Here is a 17,499-nt window from a genome sequence, read left to right as displayed (position 1 = left end):
TACTAACTAATTATTTATTTGATAGTAAGCCGTGCCTTGCAGTTCTGAAAGCAAATCGGCCTGTCTCAAAAGCTTTAATTGTTCTTCTCCCAACTCTGTTTTAATGCCCTCCACAATCAATTGTTGATTGGCATCATAAACCTTCACGTAGTTTACCTCCTCGAACTCCACAATGTGTTCAATAAGGTACTGATCTACATAGGCATCAATCTGCTCTAAGTAATGCTCATCATAAGCCAGTGAGTCGGCCTCCGATTCGTTAGGAAAATTGTTGGAAATTGGTGTGCCGGCCGAAGCTATAATGGTAACCGCCAGCAAGAGTGCCATAATGGCTGAAATTCTACTTTTATTGACCTTTTTCATTGTTGTTTGATATTTTGAGTTCCGCCCGAAGGCGGATAATTTGACCTATTAAATTGACCTTGTTTTTGACCTGCCCATTCGTTTCCAATCGGTATGCCAATTTTTATTAAACACTGTAAATCAGATAGTTACATAAACTCGAGTTTTACAATGCCATTTTCTATGTTCGAAATCGGTCAACCAAGTGAACACTTTTGTGCGTTTTGAGCCTCTCAGGGGCATTTTAAAAGGTTACAGTAAACAATAAATTTTCATGAATTATCTTGCGAGCGCAATGAGAATACCGGAAGCACCAGACCTAAAAAAAATCAACTACGACTTAGCCCCTGAAAAGATTGCCAAATACCCGCTGGCCAAAAGGGATGAGTCTAAGCTACTCGTTTATAATGGCGGAACCATCGAAGACCGGCAATTCAAGGAACTTCCTGAACTGTTAGACCCCAGCACCTCTCTATTTTTCAACAATACCAAGGTAATTCCGGCCAGACTCTTCTTTTCTAAAGATACAGGTGCACAGATTGAGATTTTTCTTCTCAACCCCATTAGCCCAACCCACATCATCAGTCTGATGATGGAAACCACCGGAACTGTAGTATGGGAGTGCATGGTTGGTAACTTTAAAAAGTGGAAAGAGGGAACCACGCTCAGGCGCCATTTGGTACATCATGGTCAGCCTTTTACAATAGAAGCAAGCATTGTAAACAGGGAGTCGAAACAAATCGCTTTTAGCTGGTCAGACCCAAACCTCTCCTTTGCTGAAGTAGTAGAGCTTTGCGGCAAAGTACCGTTGCCTCCTTATCTCAACAGAGAAGATGAACCGGAAGATAAAGACCGTTATCAGACGGTATATTCCAAGCATGAGGGAGCAGTAGCCGCCCCCACTGCCGGATTACATTTTACCGATGAGGTTTTACAGAAACTTGAAAAACAGGGCACCACACTCAACTACCTGACCCTACACGTGAGTGCCGGCACCTTTCAGCCCATTAAAACCTCCGATGCCCGAGAGCACCCCATGCATTCGGAGCAGGTAGAAGTAAGCAAAGAAGCCATAAAAGCGTTGGTAACGGCTAAGAAAGTAATTGCCGTTGGTACAACCTCCATGAGAACCCTGGAAAGTCTCTACTGGTATGGCGTGCGCCTAATGAAGGGAGTCACTGAATTCTCCATTGGTAAACTGGAGCCCTATGAGCATGAAGAAAGCCTTCCCGACCGAAAAATAGTATTCGAATATATGCTTGATTGGATGACCTCCAACTCTGTAGAAATTATAAGCGGTAAGACAGAGATATTCATTATTCCCGGCTATGAGTTTCGCGTTTGCGATGGACTAATTACCAACTTTCATCAACCCGGAAGTACACTTATGCTACTGGTTTGGGCATTTATTGGTGAAGACTGGAAAGCAGTATATGACCATGCTCTTTCTTCCAACTACCGTTTCTTAAGCTATGGCGATTCTTCTCTTTTACTTCCCCAATAACCAATGAATTTTATCTATATTCAGGCATGATGCAAGCTAGCGCTACCGAAGAGTCGGTTTCGGCACTTAACCGACTGGTTCAGTTCATCAATAAACACGTTCCTTTTCTAGATCAGTCGTTTTCGTTTGTTGGAGAAGAGCTTACAATTACACACGTAATTGTCCCCATTCTCTTCCTCATCATTCTCAACCTTTTTGGCAATATATCCCGCGCCCTACTCATCAACCGGGTACTCAACCGATATATAGATGACCGAAAAACCATTCTTTCTATTGGCAATACCACCAAATACACCATCCTAATCATTGGGGTTACGGTGCTGCTGTCAAGCATTGGTATAAGCAGCAATTCTGACCTGAACGTGCCACTGTTTGGTGAAGAGGAAAAAAAGGTAAAGCTCTTTGATATACTGCGCATATCGTTTCTTTTCTTCCTGCTCATTTTCGTCACCAAAAAGCTCAAGATTGTATTCGTTCACCAAATAATGTCCAAATACAGTAATGACATTGGTGTGAGCCAAAGTATTGGTACCATTGCCCAATACCTGGCCATAATTGTAGGCGGATTCATTATAATTCAAACCAGTGGAATTTCGCTTGGCTCGCTCAACGTGCTGGCGGGAGCCTTGGGTGTGGGTATTGGTTTCGGATTACAGAATATTGCCAACAACTTTATTTCCGGACTCATCATTCTGTTTGAGCGCCCCATAAAAGTAGGCGACCGAATTGAGGTTGGCAATGTAGCAGGCGATGTAGTAAAAGTCTCTTCGAGAGCCACCACAGTAAACACCAACGACAACATTTCGGTAATTGTACCCAACTCAGAGTTTATCAATCAGCGGGTCATTAATTGGAGTCACAACGACAGAAGCATTCGGTTTCATGTTCCGGTGGGTGTCTCTTACAACGAAGACCCTGCCAAGATTAAAAAAATATTGCTCGATGTAGCTGCCGGCCACCCTGATGTGTTGAAAAAACCCGCGCCAGATGTGCTCTTTTTGGAGTATGCCGATAGTTCGTTAAACTTTGATCTGATGATCTGGACAAGCACATATATTAACCGACCAAAGGTGCTCATTAGCCAGCTTTACTTCGAAATTTTTGAGAAGTTCAAGGAACACGGGGTTGAAATTCCGTTCCCGCAACGCGACTTACATATAAGGTCGGGCTGGCCTTCAGATGCTAAAGACAGGTAATCGTTTTCAGAGTAAACAACAATTTTGTGTATAGCTGGTTCATGATTTTAACTAAATTGGCGACATCCAAACGTTGAGAAGATGAGGGTAATTATAGCGGGAGTTGGAAATGTGGGGTTTCATTTGGCGAAGTTACTTAGCCAGGAAGGTCAAGACATTGTGTTGATCGACCAGGCTGCCGACAAACTGAAAATGGCTGCCAATCAGGTCGACTCGGCTACCATTAAGGGGACAGCCACATCGTACAGCGTATTAGAAGAAGCCGGAGTGAGCGAGGCCGATTTGCTCATTGCCGTAACCTCTTCAGAAGAAATTAACATTACCACGGCCATTATAGCCAAACACCTGGGCGCCAAACGTACCATTGCCAGAATTTCCAACACCGAATTTCTCTACAAGAAAGATAAGCTCAACCTTAAGCATTTAGGTATTGACGATATCATTTCGCCAGAATCACTAGCCGCCAAAGAGATCAAGCGCCTATTAAAAGAAGTGGCTATTACCGATAGCTTCGATTTTGAAAAAGGGCTGTTGCAGCTTATTGGGGTGAACATTGAATCGAAAAGCCCACTCATTGGCAAAAGCATGGTAGAGGTAGCTAAGATTAACCCCGACCAGGCTTTTATGACCGTGGCCATATTGCGCAACAATGAAACCATAATACCTTATGGCGACACCAAGTTTTTAGAAAATGACCATGCTTACTTTGTAACACAACCCGAATGTGTTGAGAAACTCTTATTCCTGGCCGGCAAGAAAAAAGAAGGGGTAAAAAGCATGATGATTCTTGGAGGTTCGCGTGTTGGGTTTCATGCGGCTAAAATTCTGAGCTCCCGATACAACGTAAAGCTCATTGAACGCGATGCCCAGAAATGCTTTGAACTGGCCGATCAACTACCCGATGCCATGGTAATAAACGGTGACGGTAGAAATGTGGAGCTTTTGGAAGAAGAGAGCATTAATGAAATGGATGCTTTTATTGCCGTAACCGGTGATTCTGAAACCAATATTATTTCCTGCTTGGTGGCCAAGAAAATGGGTGTAAAGAAAACCATAGCTATGGTTGAAAACATGGACTACATTCACCTTTCACAGAGCATTGGAGTAGACACCATGATCAACAAGAAACTCATTGCAGCCAACTTTATTTTCCGCCATGTTCGGCAGGGTGAAATTGTGTCTATCACCAGTATTCATGGAGTAGATGCCGAAATTCTTGAGTTCGAAGTGCAAGAGAACTCCAAAATAACCGAGCACCAGCTTCGCAACTTGCAGTTCCCTAAATCGGCCATTATTGGTGGGGTAATCAGAGATGGCAAAGGCCTTACTACTCCTGGTAATTTCAGGTTTCAGGCCAAAGATCGTGTGGTAGTACTCTCTAAACCGGAATGTATCAAGAAAGTGGAATCTTACTTTATTTGATAACTTGTAGCCACCATGTTTAACTACAAGGTCATCAGCAGAATATTGGGCATACTCCTCATTATTAATGGAGGTTTCATGGCCCTGTGTTTGCCGGTTAGTATTTATTACTGGGAAACGGACTCGGTATCTCTGGCTATATCGAGTGCCATTACGCTTGCCTGTGGTTTTTTACTTAAGCACCTGGCCCGAAACAATAAAAACAAAGACCTAAAGAAAAAAGACGGATACCTTATTGTGACCTCCGGCTGGATAGTTATGTCTTTTTTTGGTGCACTACCCTATCTGATTAGCGGAGCCATTCCATCGCTCACCGATGCCTTTTTCGAAACCATTTCGGGCTTTACCACCACCGGGGCGTCCATTTTAAATGATATAGAAGCAGTGCCAAGAGGCATACTCTTTTGGCGGAGTCTTACTCAATGGATTGGAGGTATGGGAATCATTGTGTTGGCTCTTGCCATACTACCCTTCCTTGGTATTGGAGGCATGCAGCTTTTTGTTGCCGAAGCACCGGGCATTACACCAGACAAACTACAGCCTCGTATTCAAGAAACAGCCAAACGTTTGTGGTACATCTATGTGGGCCTTACCCTTACCGAAGCCATATTGCTATACCTGGCCGGCATGGGAGCCTACGATGCCATAAACCACAGCCTCACCACTATGGCAACCGGTGGTTTTTCAACCATGAATGCCAGTCTTCAGGGGCAGCCTGCTGCCATTCAGTACATTATCATAGTTTTTATGTTTCTGGCCGGTACCAGTTTTACCCTCACCTATTTTGGTTTAAAAAGAAACTTCACCAAGATTATTAAAAACGAGGAGTTTGTAGTGTATCTGCTCTTTACCTTGGCCATCACCGTGATTGTGACACTAACACTACTTGTAGTTACCGACCATGGCATAGAAAGATCGTTTAGAGACGCTTTGTTCCAGGTTGTTTCACTCATCACAACAACCGGCTTTGTTTCGGCCGACTACACTCAATGGGCTCCTTTCCTGTCTGTTTTGTTCTTTATACTCCTTTTTGTAGGAGGTTCCGCAGGCTCTACAGCCGGTGGTGTGAAGGTAATCAGACATGTAGTTCTTTTCAAAAACTCGTTCCTGGAACTCAAAAGACAATTACACCCCTCGGCCGTGATGCCTGTACGCATTAGTGGTAAAGCCATAGAACAAAACATAGTGTATAATGTTCTGGCCTTCATTATGATATATATCCTCGTCTTTCTTGTTGGTGTAACCCTCCTTTCCTCTATGAATGTAGACTTCGATACGGCTTTTGGAGCCGTGGCTACTTCGTTAGGCAATGTGGGTCCGGGAATTGGCGATGTAGGGCCTGTCGATAATTTTTCAGGCATGCCCATGGCTGGTAAGTGGTTACTTGCTGCCCTGATGCTTCTCGGCCGTCTGGAGCTGTTTACCGTACTTATGCTGCTTTCTCCACACTTCTGGAAGAAGCGCTAATCATTGCTCTCCGACCATTAGAATCCAAACAACCCCTTCTTTTCCTTTATTTCAAAGCCTGCTTCCTTTACCAGGCGAATAACCTCTAGCTTGTCTATAGCCTCTCCCTTTACGGTTAGCCATTTATCTCTGGAGTTGGTATCTACCTCCCAATGGCTAATACTCCTGGCCTTTTCCAGGTAGGGACCAACGGTTGCCACACAGCCTCCACAGTTGATATTCGTTTTAAAAACAGACTTCTTCATTTTATATAATTCATTTGTGTAGATTTACAGCATATAATAAGTATAGTCGCTTTACACCAAGCGATACGAATCTTTCACGAATATAGTTCACGCTTTGACCTTTGCAGAACTCAACTTACATGAAGATGTACTAGCCGGCTTAGATGCCATAGGCTTTGAAAAAGCTACCCCCATTCAGGAAATAGCCATTCCTTCTATAATCGAAGGAAAAGACCTTATTGGCTGTGCACAAACCGGAACGGGCAAAACTGCCGCTTTTTTGTTACCTCTTATGCACAAAATATGTGCTCAAAAAATTGAAGATGATCATATCAACTCTATAATCATCTGTCCAACCCGCGAACTGGCCATTCAGATCGATCAGCAGTTACAGGGGCTTAGCTACTTTACGGGGGTGAGCTCCATAGCCATTTATGGCGGAGGCGATGGAGACTCTTTTACACAAGAAAAACGTGCCTTATCGCAAGGGGCTCACATAGTTGTGGGCACCCCGGGCAAGCTTATATCGCACCTTAACCTTGGCTATGCAAATGTGAAGCAGGTACAAAACCTGGTATTGGATGAAGCTGACAGAATGTTGGACATGGGGTTTCTTGATGACATCAAGAAAATAATTTCCTTTCTCCCCAAAAAACGCCAGAACCTGCTCTTTTCGGCCACCATGCCACCCAAAATAAGAAGTCTGGCCAAAGAGATTCTTACTGACCCTAAGGAGGTAAATATTTCTATTTCTAAACCGGCAGAACGGGTCACACAAGTTGCTGTATTGGCTCACGACAGTCAAAAAATAGAGACCATAAAGCATTTGCTCAGATACAACGATGTACCTAGCCTTATCATATTTGCGTCTACAAAACTGAAAGTGCGCGAGATCACCAAAGCCCTGCAAAAAGAAGGGCTGGACGCTAAAGAGATTTCTAGCGATTTGGAGCAAAAGGAGCGTGAAGACATTCTCCGGCAGTTTAAGAATCGCAAACTGCAAATTCTGGTGGCCACCGATGTAATTTCAAGAGGCATCGATATAGACAACATCGATATGGTGATTAACTACGATGCTCCCAACGACCCGGAAGATTACATTCACCGTATTGGAAGAACCGCAAGGGCAGCCTCAGAAGGTGAAGCCGTTACGTTTATCAATGAAGACGACATGTATAAGTTTGCCCGAATAGAGCAAATGATGGAAATGGAGGTAAGAAAAATACAACCGCCTGAGCATGTGGGACCCGGCCCTGAATACAACCCCAAGTCGAGAGGCAATCACAGGGGGGGCAGAAAACCATTTAGAAAAGGAAAAAGGAGGTAGCCCCCCTCCTTTCCATTAACCCCATATAGAGGGCTCTCCGATAAACGTTTTGACTCACATAACCATTGGTGTTCGAGATGAACTCTCAACCTTATTATTCAATTATTAATCTGGTTAATAAAATTCATCTCAGCAACCTGCCTGGCAGTCCTTAGTGGGTACAAATTCCAAATTCACACTCCACCCGAATGCCGACCATACCTGGCTGAGCATCAACTATCAATAGATTCATTTGCCGTACAGCCGGAATATTGAATCACTCCTCATTTTTAAGCGCTTCGAAAACCCTTTTTGTAGAATATTGAATACGTAAGAGGTTTGTGAGGTCTCCTTTGCTGCGAACAAAGCTGGAGTCCTTATCGTCTTCTGCAAAGATTCATTTGGTCATACTCAATTCAACAACTATGAAAAATCTTGCCTACGCTTTTCGGGTATTGCTGAACAACAAGTTCTATGCATTCCTAAACATTTTTGGACTAGCCCTGGGGCTGGCCGTAAGTATTATTATTCTGCTATATGTGCAGAGCGACCTGACTTTTGATAAGCATCATGAAAAATGGGATCAGGTTTACCGAATAGAATCCAAATTCTACATTCCGCCAAAAAACGATGAATTTGCCTTAACCTCTCAGGCTTTGGCCGAAACCATGAAGATGGAATTTCCTGAAATCCAGGCTTTTACCCGGATACAAAGTGCAGGGCAAATTCTCTTCAGAATTGATGACAATAGCTTTTATGTAGACGACATGTACTTTGCCGACTCGGCCATGTTCCGTTTGTTCACTCACGAATTCATACAAGGCGGCCCCGAAACAGCTCTTGTAGAGCCTCGTAGCCTTGTATTGACAGAGAGCACTGCCAAGCGACTTTTTGGCGATAAAAACCCGCTCAATGAACTGGTTAAAACTGATTTAAACACCTTTACTGTAAAGGGCATTATCAAGGATTTGCCTGACAATGTGCACTTGCGCTTTAATGGACTCATTTCTTATACTACTATTACTTCCGGCCAACCTCCACTAAATGCACAACAACGCACAGGGCAATTGTGGAATGTGAGCACCTACTCGTATGTGCTTCTGCCCAAGAATTATGAGGTAAGCAATATTTACAACCGGTTTCCACAGCTCTTCGATAAGTACATGGCACCCATTCGCCAGTTTGCACCATCGCTTAGAGAAGCCAGCTTTGAACCCAGGCTAGTACCACTCAACGAAGTACACTTCAACTCAAAGGTGCAGTATGATCTTGCCACAGGCAACAAAGCTTACACACAGGCTTTTATAGCTATAGGTTTGTTTGTGCTCCTGCTGGCAAGTATCAATTATATGAATTTGGCAACGGCCAGAGCCACCAAACGATCGAAAGAGGTGGGTATTAAAAAAGTAATGGGTTCTTCAAAAGGCAAACTGGTTTCGCAATTTTTGAGTGAGTCTATACTCATTACATTTTGTGCACTGATTCTGGCCATAGGTCTTGTGTATCTGTTGTTAATGGGTACAAATCTCAACTCTGTACTCGACAAAAACCTTAGCCTCAACTGGGGAGAAAACCCTCTTCTGTTGTTTGGCTCGTTGGGCATTACCATTTTGCTCGGGATACTTTCCGGCCTCTACCCGGCCTTCTACTTATCGTCAATTTCTGTTATTACAGCCATGAAAGGCTCTGTAAAATCGGGCCCAGGAAGTGTGTTCTTAAGAAAAGTACTAGTAGCCTTCCAGTTTTTTGTTTCCATCGGTGTGGTGATTGCCACTTTACTCATGAGCAACCAAATCAGCTATATGCGAAATAAGGACCTGGGATTCAACAAAGACAACGTGATTATTATTCCTACACGCGACACCTCCCTGGTACGCAGACTGGATGTGATTCAGAATGAACTGAAGGAAAACCCGAACATTATTGATGTAACCACCACTACCGGCTTAAGCGCCAGCAATGCCAACTCTGTAGGTAATAGGCTAATTGGTGGTGGCCGGCAGGTGATGATGGTTGAAGAAGCCGATACCACACTAAAAACTGACACCTATAACGTGATGTTTGTGGGTGAAAACTTTATAAACGCCATGGAAATGGAACTGGTAGCCGGCCGCGATTATGACGAAAACATTCCTACCGATTTAACGCAAGGCATATTGGTCAACGAATCCATGGTGCAGTATCAGGGTTGGGCCAATGCAGAAGAGGCCATTGGAAAGCGTGTTCAGAATGCCGGGCAACAGGCCAATCCAAGTCGAATTATTGGTGTTGTCAAAGACTTTAATGCTTTCTCCCTTCACATGAAGGTAGAACCAACCATTATTCTTCGCTATGAGCGTTTCGGAGCCGGTGCTATTGCACAATTTAGCCCTTCGGTAGTGGTACATGCCAAAGATGGCAGTTTACAACAAACCCTGGACTATCTGGAAGACAAATATGCCGAACTAGATCCTAGTCATCCGTTTGAATACGGTCTGCTCGACACGCAGGCAGAGAATCTATACCGATCGGACAAACGTCAAAGCCAGCTCACTGCTTCGCTTTCATACATTTGCATACTCATTAGCTGTCTGGGACTTTTGGGGCTTTCCAGCTATACCACGGCCACCCGAATAAAGGAAATTGGGGTTAGAAAAGTGCTTGGGGCATCTATACCTCAATTGGTATATCTTATTTTCAAAGATATAATGCTTTTGGTAATAGTAGGTTTTATAATTGCCACCCCTGCCGCCTACTGGCTTATTGAAAACTGGCTACAGGTGTTTCAATATACCATGGATTTGCAGACAGTGATTGTTGGAGCCGCTGCCATAGCCGGCACTTTAGCCCTGCTTATTGCTTTCCTCACCGTGGCGTTTCACTCTTTAAAAGCTGCACAGCAAAATCCGGTGAAGGCGCTAAGGTATGAGTAATGCCATGCATATAGGGCGCCTGGCGTCTCACTGCAGAAACAAAAAAAGGCTTCCGATTGGAAGCCTTTTTTTGTGGCGGAGAGAGGGGGATTCGAACCCCCGGTACCAGTTTCCCAGTACGACAGTTTAGCAAACTGCTGGTTTCAGCCACTCACCCACCTCTCCGTAGTGGTTGTCTTGCTAAAGGTTTGCAAATATAAACGATCAACTGATAATTCAATAGGTTGCAAACAATTATTCAGCCCATATTTCAATAAAAAAACCAACCGGTTTGGTTGGCTTTTTGTCGGGGTGGCAGGATTCGAACCTGCGACCTCCTGCTCCCAAAGCAGGCGCGATAACCGGGCTACGCTACACCCCGTTTCCCTAATGGGAGTGCAAATATAGATGCTTTTTTTGTTTTGCAATATTTAGAATCATGAAAATTTGAACCTTTTGACCATAAAAAAACCAGCCTCCGGCTGGTCTTCCTTACATCTTTCTCATTTTCAATCTTTTCCGTCAGACGTGCGGGCCGTTACGGTTCCTCGAATACTCAAAATAACCTGCTTATGATTCGCAGCATTGGTTACAAGAGTAACGGTTTTGTTTTGCGACCCCATTTTAGCCCTGGTGTCGAATTTCACATACACTTCTCCACTGGCTCCGGGGGCAATGGCCTCTTTGGTATACTTAGGCACTGTGCAGCCGCAAGAACCTCTGGCCGAGAGAATTTTTAAGGGTTCTGTTCCAATGTTTTTAAACTTAAATGTGTGCGTGACGGAATCGCCCTCAACCACGCTTCCAAAGTTGTATATCTTCTCCTCAAACTCAATCATTGGACCGGTAGTAACAGCCGCTTCCTGAGCCTTCAAGCCAATAACTGCTACTAGCATTAATAGGGAAACTATAATCTTTTTCATACCTGTGAATTTACTGTTAAAAATAGGCTTTAATGTACGGATTCAAAACACTTACGGTTCGGCAATTGCCGTGTTTATAAAATCAAGAAAAGGCACAATAGCCTTGTAGCTGTCAAAAACCAATTCCGAAAAATCCTCAGAATAAAAATCTCCCCTACTCAATGGTTTAAAAACTGCCAGACTCTTCATTTTCAGAAGCTCTATATGTGGATGATCGTTGGAATAGCCTTTTGGGCTGGATTTGAGTTTGTCTTCGTGGTACAGCCTAAAACCCTTCGGATACAGCTGCTCCTTAAGTGTGATGGCCAGTTTTTCGCCCTCATAGTCAATCTCCTGCCTCAAAAGCTTAAGCTTATATGAAGGCGGATGCCAAAGCCCTCCGGCTATAAGCAGTTCGTCTACTCCCAAGTGTACATAAAAGTCGGCCAACCCCTTACCGTAGCCAAAACCCACTCCAAAATGGTCTTTGTAGGTAGGCCTGTCCGGATGAAACATCAGGTTGTTGTTGATTCTGTTCAGTGCCCTACGGGCATTGGGCTGTACAACTCTGGGATCGAACAAACGAATGCGCTCAAGTATGGGGTCAAATAGTTCGACAAGCACATTCTTAGCTTCTTCGTAGCGGTTCCTGTGCTTATCCATCCACTCCTTAGAATTATTGACCGAGAGCTCTTCCAGAAATTCAAAAATCAATTGCTTCGACATGTGCATCCAACAGTTAGCAGCAAACTTTGGTTTAGTCTACTTTAATCAATTAATGAAATGCCGTTCAAATCAGTCGTTAAATACTCTGTCATCACATCGAAGAAAGGACGAATAGCCAGAAAAACTGCCAGGACCATTTCGAGAAAATCGTCAGCATGAACTTCTTCGTCAGAGAAAGACCGGAAAGCATACATAGACTTGTGCCTGAGTAAGTCTATCGATGGATGGTCTTTGGCATAACCTTTAGGAGCCGTTTTCACCTTCTCCCCCATTAACTCACCAAAGGTTTCCTTAAATACCTCCCCCTCAATAACCTCCCTGAGTGGTGTATCGTCTTGAGCAATCTGAGCTCTAATTAACTTAAGATCTTCCGAATTGGGCTGATAAAAGCCTCCCCCCACTACCGTTTCGTTGGGTTTAAAGCGGAAAAAGTAACCTCCCCTAAGCTGCGGCTTAATGCGAGAGAAACTCCCTGCAAACCTGGGGTCATAGGGTCTCTTGTCATTAGAGAATCGAACGTCTCTATAAATGCGCATCAGACTCTTCTTGCCAGATACAGTAGTAATCTGGTCGGTCTCTTTTAATCGGTTCAATAACTCATCCACAAAGCTTACAACATGTAGTTGCGCCTGCTGGTACTGGGCCTTATGCGCATTGAACCAATCACGATTATTGTTGGCGTCTAACTTTTGAAGAAAAGCAAAAACGGATGGAGGAATAGATGTAATACTCATGAACATTGAAGTTAAAACTAGTATGACAAGAACCAGACGAATTAGTGAAAAATTCCGAGACATTTTTTGCCAGAACTCAATCGCGGCCTATTCCATCTGCCATTTGAAAACGGTAGAATAGTGTTGGTGATTTTACTGAATCACTTGTCTAAATCAACGGTCTTAAGCTCGGTCGCTTTGCACCCATTTGCACTTCGAGAACACCTGTTTAAAAGTTAACATGCAGGCTTGGCTTACCTCCATACTATTGGACTTAAGCCCTGCATAAACCAACATAAGAATATTGAATAATTTGGATATGGAGCAACAGCCATTTCCCTAATAATCGGTGATGGAAAAATCTATGAAAACCACACGATGTCAATCACTCTTTATCATAGATAGCTAAAAACCTTCGACTCGATTAACGGTGGTCTGTGTAACAGTTTGCAGGCAATACTTCGCTCAATTTTTGATATACCTTTTCTTCCGGCCTTGGTAGACTCATTGCCTCCAGCAATTGTGTTAACTGAAGCGAATTGCGTATACCAACTACCACACTGGTAACTGCTTTGTGATTTAAAATCCAGCCTAAAACCAATCGCAGCCTCAGGCTTTTCTCAATTGAGAATAACTCCAATTTATTTTTCAGTAAATCAACATCTTGTAAACTATAATTTAAATAATCACTTGATTTATTATTAAGCAGAAAACCCTTTGCCAAAGCTCCCCTTACCAACACTCCTACTTCCTTTTCATGCAGCAAATTCAGCAGTTCTTCCTCAGGTCTTCGATCGAGTAAACTATACTGAAGCATGTTTGAAACCCAACCGGGTTGTCCTGCAATTTTACGCACCACGTTGGGACGAATGGATGAAATACCATAGTGGAGTATCTTACCCTTCTGCTTTAGCCAGTCAAAGGTTTCTACTATCTCATCCCAGTTGTCGTTAAGCGTTCCCCCATGAAGCTGATAGAGATCAATGTAGTCGGTCTTCAACCTTTTTAAACTCTTATCTACCGAACTTAGAATATGACTTTTCGAAGGACACCAATTAAAGCTCTTACCACCGGGATCAGCCACGTTACCAACCTTGGTGGCAATTCTTATCTCTTTTCTAAAGGTCTTAACAGCCGCTCCAAGACACTCCTCGCTCCAACCGTTTTGATATACATCGGCCGTATCGAAATAATTGATTCCTGCTTCGAAAGCTGACTGAATGAGCCGGTAGTTTTCGTGGTTATCGCGACCAAGCGACATGCAGCCAAAGCCAATTTCAGAGATCGAAAATCCAGCCCGGGGCAATGGCCTACATCTCATCGTCCGGTTGCTCTATATTACTCAGATTCCCGTTCTCACTGAGGAGCACAGCCAGGCCTCTGGTGGATTTGAACTGAGCCGAAACAATGACGATTACGGAGATTACGGGTACGGACAAAATCATACCTAATATACCCCAGATGCTGCCCCAAAAGGAAAGAGCAATAAGTACCACCAACGGACTCAGGTTTAGCGTGCGCCCCATGAGTTTCGGCTCCACATAATTACCTACAAAAATCTGGACTGCCTCAATAATGAGAAAGACATAAAGGAAGGGCCAAAACGAAGCAAACTGAAAAATAGAGAAGATGGCCGGCAGCAAGGTAGCTACCAGAGACCCCAGGTAGGGTATAAAATTCAACACAAAAATAATAAAGGCCCAAAGCACCGGAAAGTCTACCCCAAGTGCCAATAGCAACAAATAGCTAATGGTACCTGTGAGTAAGCTTACCTCGGTTTTAACAGTAAAGTATTTGTTGATAGAATTACTGATTCGATCGAAAATGACAGCCACATTTTCTCGACTCCCCTCCTTTCGAAACATATTTTTCAGCTTCTGATCGAGATAATTTTCTTCAATAAGGAAGAAGACAACATACACTATAACCAAAGCAAAATTACCCAGAGCAACGCTCAATGAGTTAAATATTTTACTTAGGATGGACTGATAATCAATACTCTGAATAGCGTCTTCTATATTGGGAATGAAATCGTATCGCCCGGTAAACTCTCTCATTTGCGCCAGAAATAGCCTAAGGTTCTTATCGTAGCTATCGGAATTGGCCGTGATGAGCGAAATATTGACCGATATGATCTGATAAACTCCGTAGATAAACGATACGGTAAGCAAAAAGGCCACAACCCGCTGCAACCACTGCGGAAGCGACCGACCACCAATGGTTAGCTTGGCAATGTACTTGCGGGTGGTGCGTATGAGATACCACACCAGCAAAGCCAGCACAATTGGCTCCAGAAAAGACCTAAAGTAAATTAGCGAGAAAACTGCCCCAACTAGAATAATGGTCCAATAAGCTCCCTTCTTTAGGTTTTCTGTAGATACGTCTGTCTTCATGCTAAGAATATAAGCTTGAAGATACAGGAAATGACGATTTTTATTGCTTCAACAATCGCTTTTTGATGAGTCCCAGATTAGTACTTATCCAAACCACATAAACCCCTGAAGGCTGCTCAGCCATATTAAGGCTTGTTGCCTTTTGATTATTGATCGCTTGTTGAACTAGGGGCTCACCCAGCGCATTAAGCAAACGCACCTCTTGAATGTATGCTCCATTGTTGGCTCCTAATTTTAAATTTACCATCTCTGTTGCCGGTTGAGGATACAATTCAAGGGTACGGGCCCATTCAGGCTCAGTCTCTAGCCCCAGCACCATTTCTCCAGTACCTGACACTGCCAGCTGTTGACTACCGGCCGATGAGGTGATTTCAAGATTGCCGCTATACGTTTTAGCTTCCGTTGGCGAGAATGTAACCTCGATTGTCACTTCTTCTTCTACATTTAGCGTAGCAGAGGTTTTGTTTACAGAAAATCCATCGGGAACAGTGATATTACTAATTTCAAGGCCATCATCTTCTCCGGTGTGTGTGAGCGTTATACTTAGCGAAGAACTCTCTCCTACCTCTGTGGAGGCAAAGGCCAGCGTGCCGGTTATGGAAAGAGAATGCTCTATCACGTTTTCTACAATGATATCAAACTGCTTCTCGGCCGACTGATCTCCTGCTGTGGCCTTTACTCGAATGCTGAGTTCATGCAGGTCTTCATAGTTGAACACAGCAGCCGTTAACAGTTCATCGGCCGAAATAGAAAACATACTGTTGTGAGTATCACCTTCTCCGGCAACCAGAGTGTAGGTGATATCTTCAGTAGCCCCCTCAATAAAGAATTTCCCTACTGCGGTTCCTTCTTCGGCACTTTCGGCAAAACTGTTATTGTCCAGTTGAATGGGAACGTCATTCTGACCTCCTCCTTTTCCATCATCGCCACATTCAGTAGAGCCAAATCCTTCTTCCAGCAAATCATACTTATGCATAAATACACCACCACCAGCCTGATCGTAAGTCATATACAGATAGTTCCCCTTAATGAGTAAGTGAGGTCTGAAATTCCTCTGAGCTGTTACATGTTCGCGATAAATTAGATTGAAACAGCGATCGAAAACAGCCAAATCCACATGCTCTTCATCTAGCACCTCTCCCTCATACAGATGCTGGTATCCAACATACCAATATCCGGTTTGTTCGTCATGAGCAACCCCTGTCGCAAACCAGTTGGCGTTTCCATTTTCACTATCAATGAGCGTTCGGGGCTCCTGTGCAGCCGGTTGAAAATCTTTGTCCCACTCCGTTACTATCAGGTCAGACTCTCCTCCAAACATACTCCCGGTAAACAAGTGTATTTTCTCATTTGCATACAGTCCACCTCCTACATTATTGTGGGGCAACGAACCATCGGTTAAAAACGGATCAGAAACCCGGTTGAGGTCGGCATCAAAGCCATGAATATAATGCTGATTGGCTGGTTGAAAATGTCCCACATAAAGCACATCAGGAGTGGTAATAAGAATCATGTCGTTAGTTGGTTTGCCCGGCTCATTCGATGGGCGCGTATCCTGATCCCACACCGTAACAATATCGCCAACCCGTTGTCCCTGGGCATTGAGCTTCACAAGATAGAGCTGTTTGTCTCCGGCCGATGAAAAACTTACATAGTAGGCTCCTTTCCAAAACACGGTTTTATGATCGACTATTTTGGGTAAACCATCGTTCTCTGAAATCACTGCTACCGGGTCTCCCACTCGCTGCATGGCCTCATTGATGTATTGGAAATAGATAATGTTGCCGCGTGAAACAGTCAAACCCATGTGTTCATTTGCCTCGGCCAGTACTCCCCAAATGTTGGCCTGGTCGACCTTGACTGAATCTACCCGATTGAGTGTTTGAGCAGATAGAATGGCAGGAATAAATAAAAAAATAGACAGAGCAAAAGCGACTGTGTTTCTCATAACTTATTTTGGTTGAATCATTTAAGTTACCCGAATACTGCCAATGACCCTAACCCGGCATGAGAGACACATTTTTTACGGACATTTTTTAAGGTTTTGATTGCCTTAAAAAAATGCTTTTCCATATATTTGCACTCGCTTTTGCAAAAGCCCGTTGGTCTGCTAGCTCAACTGGATAGAGCAACTGCCTTCTAAGCAGTAGGTTCCAGGTTCGAGTCCTGGGCGGATCACAGACCAAACAAAACCCCTCTGAACTGGAGGGGTTTTGTTTTTTCGGGTTACTCATGTGCGGTTTCATGGATGTAATCCTAATGTTTCTACCACAAAAGAATCCTCACAACCTCTTCTACCAGTTATTTAACTAGAAACAACTTTCATCCGTTTTCTTTGAGAAAATGATAGGGATCGGTATACACCGGGTTAGGATTAACCTTGATTAAGTCTTTAGGTACCAGATCATGCTCA

The 17,499-nt window shown here is 43.7% G+C and carries 14 protein-coding genes and 3 tRNA genes; 7 read left to right on the top strand and 10 right to left on the bottom strand.

The features are described from left to right. Positions 1 to 6 precede the first annotated feature (6 nt). Entirely contained in the window at positions 7 to 363 is a 357-nt protein-coding gene (locus B3O12_RS05345; protein WP_189630734.1) for a hypothetical protein, read from the bottom strand. Between the two features lie 253 nt (positions 364 to 616). Between B3O12_RS05345 and B3O12_RS05340 the strand changes: the two genes are divergently transcribed. The 4 genes from B3O12_RS05340 to B3O12_RS05325 all read left to right on the top strand — a co-directional run bounded on the left by B3O12_RS05340 (position 617) and on the right by B3O12_RS05325 (position 5,931). Further along, a complete protein-coding gene (locus B3O12_RS05340) occupies positions 617 to 1,846 on the top strand; it encodes an S-adenosylmethionine:tRNA ribosyltransferase-isomerase (protein ID WP_286755562.1) in 1,230 nt (409 codons plus the stop codon). 26 nt (positions 1,847 to 1,872) lie between these two features. Further along, positions 1,873 to 3,042, top strand: a complete 1,170-nt coding sequence (locus B3O12_RS18760; protein ID WP_348655487.1) for a mechanosensitive ion channel family protein — start codon at positions 1,873 to 1,875, stop codon at positions 3,040 to 3,042. Positions 3,043 to 3,123: 81 nt separating this feature from the next. After that, positions 3,124 to 4,464 (top strand): Trk system potassium transporter TrkA, encoded by a 1,341-nt coding sequence (gene trkA, locus B3O12_RS05330; RefSeq protein WP_189630733.1) that lies wholly within the window; start codon positions 3,124 to 3,126, stop codon positions 4,462 to 4,464. Between the two features lie 15 nt (positions 4,465 to 4,479). After that, positions 4,480 to 5,931 (top strand): TrkH family potassium uptake protein, encoded by a 1,452-nt coding sequence (locus B3O12_RS05325; RefSeq protein ID WP_189630732.1) that lies wholly within the window; start codon positions 4,480 to 4,482, stop codon positions 5,929 to 5,931. Positions 5,932 to 5,948: 17 nt separating this feature from the next. Here B3O12_RS05325 and B3O12_RS05320 read toward each other — a convergent pair whose 3' ends face one another. Continuing rightward, on the bottom strand, positions 5,949 to 6,176 hold the full coding sequence (locus tag B3O12_RS05320) for a heavy-metal-associated domain-containing protein (protein WP_286755561.1): 228 nt from the start codon (positions 6,174 to 6,176) through the stop codon (positions 5,949 to 5,951). 94 nt (positions 6,177 to 6,270) lie between these two features. On the opposite strand from B3O12_RS05320, the gene B3O12_RS05315 reads away from it, so the two are divergent. Together B3O12_RS05315 and B3O12_RS05310 are read left to right on the top strand one after the other, a co-directional pair. Continuing rightward, positions 6,271 to 7,482 (top strand): DEAD/DEAH box helicase, encoded by a 1,212-nt coding sequence (locus tag B3O12_RS05315; RefSeq protein WP_286755560.1) that lies wholly within the window; start codon positions 6,271 to 6,273, stop codon positions 7,480 to 7,482. Positions 7,483 to 7,886: 404 nt separating this feature from the next. Beyond that, a complete protein-coding gene (locus B3O12_RS05310) occupies positions 7,887 to 10,373 on the top strand; it encodes an ABC transporter permease (RefSeq protein WP_286755559.1) in 2,487 nt (828 codons plus the stop codon). Positions 10,374 to 10,446: 73 nt separating this feature from the next. Here the strand turns inward: B3O12_RS05310 and B3O12_RS05305 are convergent. From B3O12_RS05305 to B3O12_RS05270, 8 genes are all read right to left on the bottom strand, one after another. Beyond that, positions 10,447 to 10,538: transfer RNA gene (locus B3O12_RS05305), tRNA-Ser, on the bottom strand. A gap of 121 nt (positions 10,539 to 10,659) precedes the next feature. Beyond that, a tRNA-Pro gene (locus B3O12_RS05300) sits at positions 10,660 to 10,734 on the bottom strand. A 127-nt stretch (positions 10,735 to 10,861) separates the two neighbouring features. Next, positions 10,862 to 11,275 carry a DUF1573 domain-containing protein gene (locus B3O12_RS05295; protein WP_286744401.1) on the bottom strand — a complete coding sequence of 138 codons (414 nt, stop codon included), beginning with the start codon at positions 11,273 to 11,275 and terminating at the stop codon, positions 10,862 to 10,864. Positions 11,276 to 11,326: 51 nt separating this feature from the next. Beyond that, positions 11,327 to 11,980, bottom strand: coding sequence for a DUF2461 domain-containing protein (locus B3O12_RS05290; RefSeq protein ID WP_286755558.1), 654 nt, complete (start codon positions 11,978 to 11,980; stop codon positions 11,327 to 11,329). A gap of 41 nt (positions 11,981 to 12,021) precedes the next feature. Then, positions 12,022 to 12,714, bottom strand: coding sequence for a DUF2461 domain-containing protein (locus tag B3O12_RS05285; protein ID WP_286755557.1), 693 nt, complete (start codon positions 12,712 to 12,714; stop codon positions 12,022 to 12,024). Positions 12,715 to 13,117: 403 nt separating this feature from the next. Then, a complete protein-coding gene (locus B3O12_RS05280) occupies positions 13,118 to 14,014 on the bottom strand; it encodes an aldo/keto reductase (RefSeq protein ID WP_286755556.1) in 897 nt (298 codons plus the stop codon). Beyond that, the gene (locus tag B3O12_RS05275) at positions 14,004 to 15,086 is read right to left on the bottom strand and encodes an AI-2E family transporter (protein WP_286755555.1); all 1,083 of its coding nucleotides are present in this window, start codon (positions 15,084 to 15,086) and stop codon (positions 14,004 to 14,006) included. The genes B3O12_RS05280 and B3O12_RS05275 overlap by 11 nt, the downstream gene beginning before the upstream one ends. Before the next feature lie 40 nt (positions 15,087 to 15,126). Further along, positions 15,127 to 17,034, bottom strand: coding sequence for a T9SS type A sorting domain-containing protein (locus B3O12_RS05270; RefSeq protein ID WP_286755554.1), 1,908 nt, complete (start codon positions 17,032 to 17,034; stop codon positions 15,127 to 15,129). A gap of 156 nt (positions 17,035 to 17,190) precedes the next feature. On the opposite strand from B3O12_RS05270, the gene B3O12_RS05265 reads away from it, so the two are divergent. Continuing rightward, positions 17,191 to 17,264, top strand: a tRNA-Arg gene (locus B3O12_RS05265). Positions 17,265 to 17,499: the final 235 nt, after the last annotated feature.

The organism is Roseivirga sp. UBA838 (assembly GCF_002296035.1).
Taxonomy (GTDB): domain Bacteria; phylum Bacteroidota; class Bacteroidia; order Cytophagales; family Cyclobacteriaceae; genus Roseivirga; species Roseivirga thermotolerans.
The sequence above is the reverse complement of the archived record's forward strand: the minus strand, read 5'-3'. Positions and strand labels throughout refer to the sequence as shown.

What these genes read in the sequence shown, in the direction of transcription:
- B3O12_RS05345 (WP_189630734.1), bottom strand. Translation starts at nt 363, where the DNA reads ATGAAAAAGGTCAATAAAAGTAGAATTTCAGCCATTATGGCACTCTTG.
- B3O12_RS05340 (WP_286755562.1), top strand. Translation starts at nt 617, where the DNA reads ATGAATTATCTTGCGAGCGCAATGAGAATACCGGAAGCACCAGACCTA.
- B3O12_RS18760 (WP_348655487.1), top strand. Translation starts at nt 1,873, where the DNA reads ATGATGCAAGCTAGCGCTACCGAAGAGTCGGTTTCGGCACTTAACCGA.
- trkA (WP_189630733.1), top strand. Translation starts at nt 3,124, where the DNA reads ATGAGGGTAATTATAGCGGGAGTTGGAAATGTGGGGTTTCATTTGGCG.
- B3O12_RS05325 (WP_189630732.1), top strand. Translation starts at nt 4,480, where the DNA reads ATGTTTAACTACAAGGTCATCAGCAGAATATTGGGCATACTCCTCATT.
- B3O12_RS05320 (WP_286755561.1), bottom strand. Translation starts at nt 6,176, where the DNA reads ATGAAGAAGTCTGTTTTTAAAACGAATATCAACTGTGGAGGCTGTGTG.
- B3O12_RS05310 (WP_286755559.1), top strand. Translation starts at nt 7,887, where the DNA reads ATGAAAAATCTTGCCTACGCTTTTCGGGTATTGCTGAACAACAAGTTC.
- B3O12_RS05295 (WP_286744401.1), bottom strand. Translation starts at nt 11,275, where the DNA reads ATGAAAAAGATTATAGTTTCCCTATTAATGCTAGTAGCAGTTATTGGC.
- B3O12_RS05290 (WP_286755558.1), bottom strand. Translation starts at nt 11,980, where the DNA reads ATGTCGAAGCAATTGATTTTTGAATTTCTGGAAGAGCTCTCGGTCAAT.
- B3O12_RS05285 (WP_286755557.1), bottom strand. Translation starts at nt 12,714, where the DNA reads ATGAGTATTACATCTATTCCTCCATCCGTTTTTGCTTTTCTTCAAAAG.
- B3O12_RS05280 (WP_286755556.1), bottom strand. Translation starts at nt 14,014, where the DNA reads ATGAGATGTAGGCCATTGCCCCGGGCTGGATTTTCGATCTCTGAAATT.
- B3O12_RS05275 (WP_286755555.1), bottom strand. Translation starts at nt 15,086, where the DNA reads ATGAAGACAGACGTATCTACAGAAAACCTAAAGAAGGGAGCTTATTGG.
- B3O12_RS05270 (WP_286755554.1), bottom strand. Translation starts at nt 17,034, where the DNA reads ATGAGAAACACAGTCGCTTTTGCTCTGTCTATTTTTTTATTTATTCCT.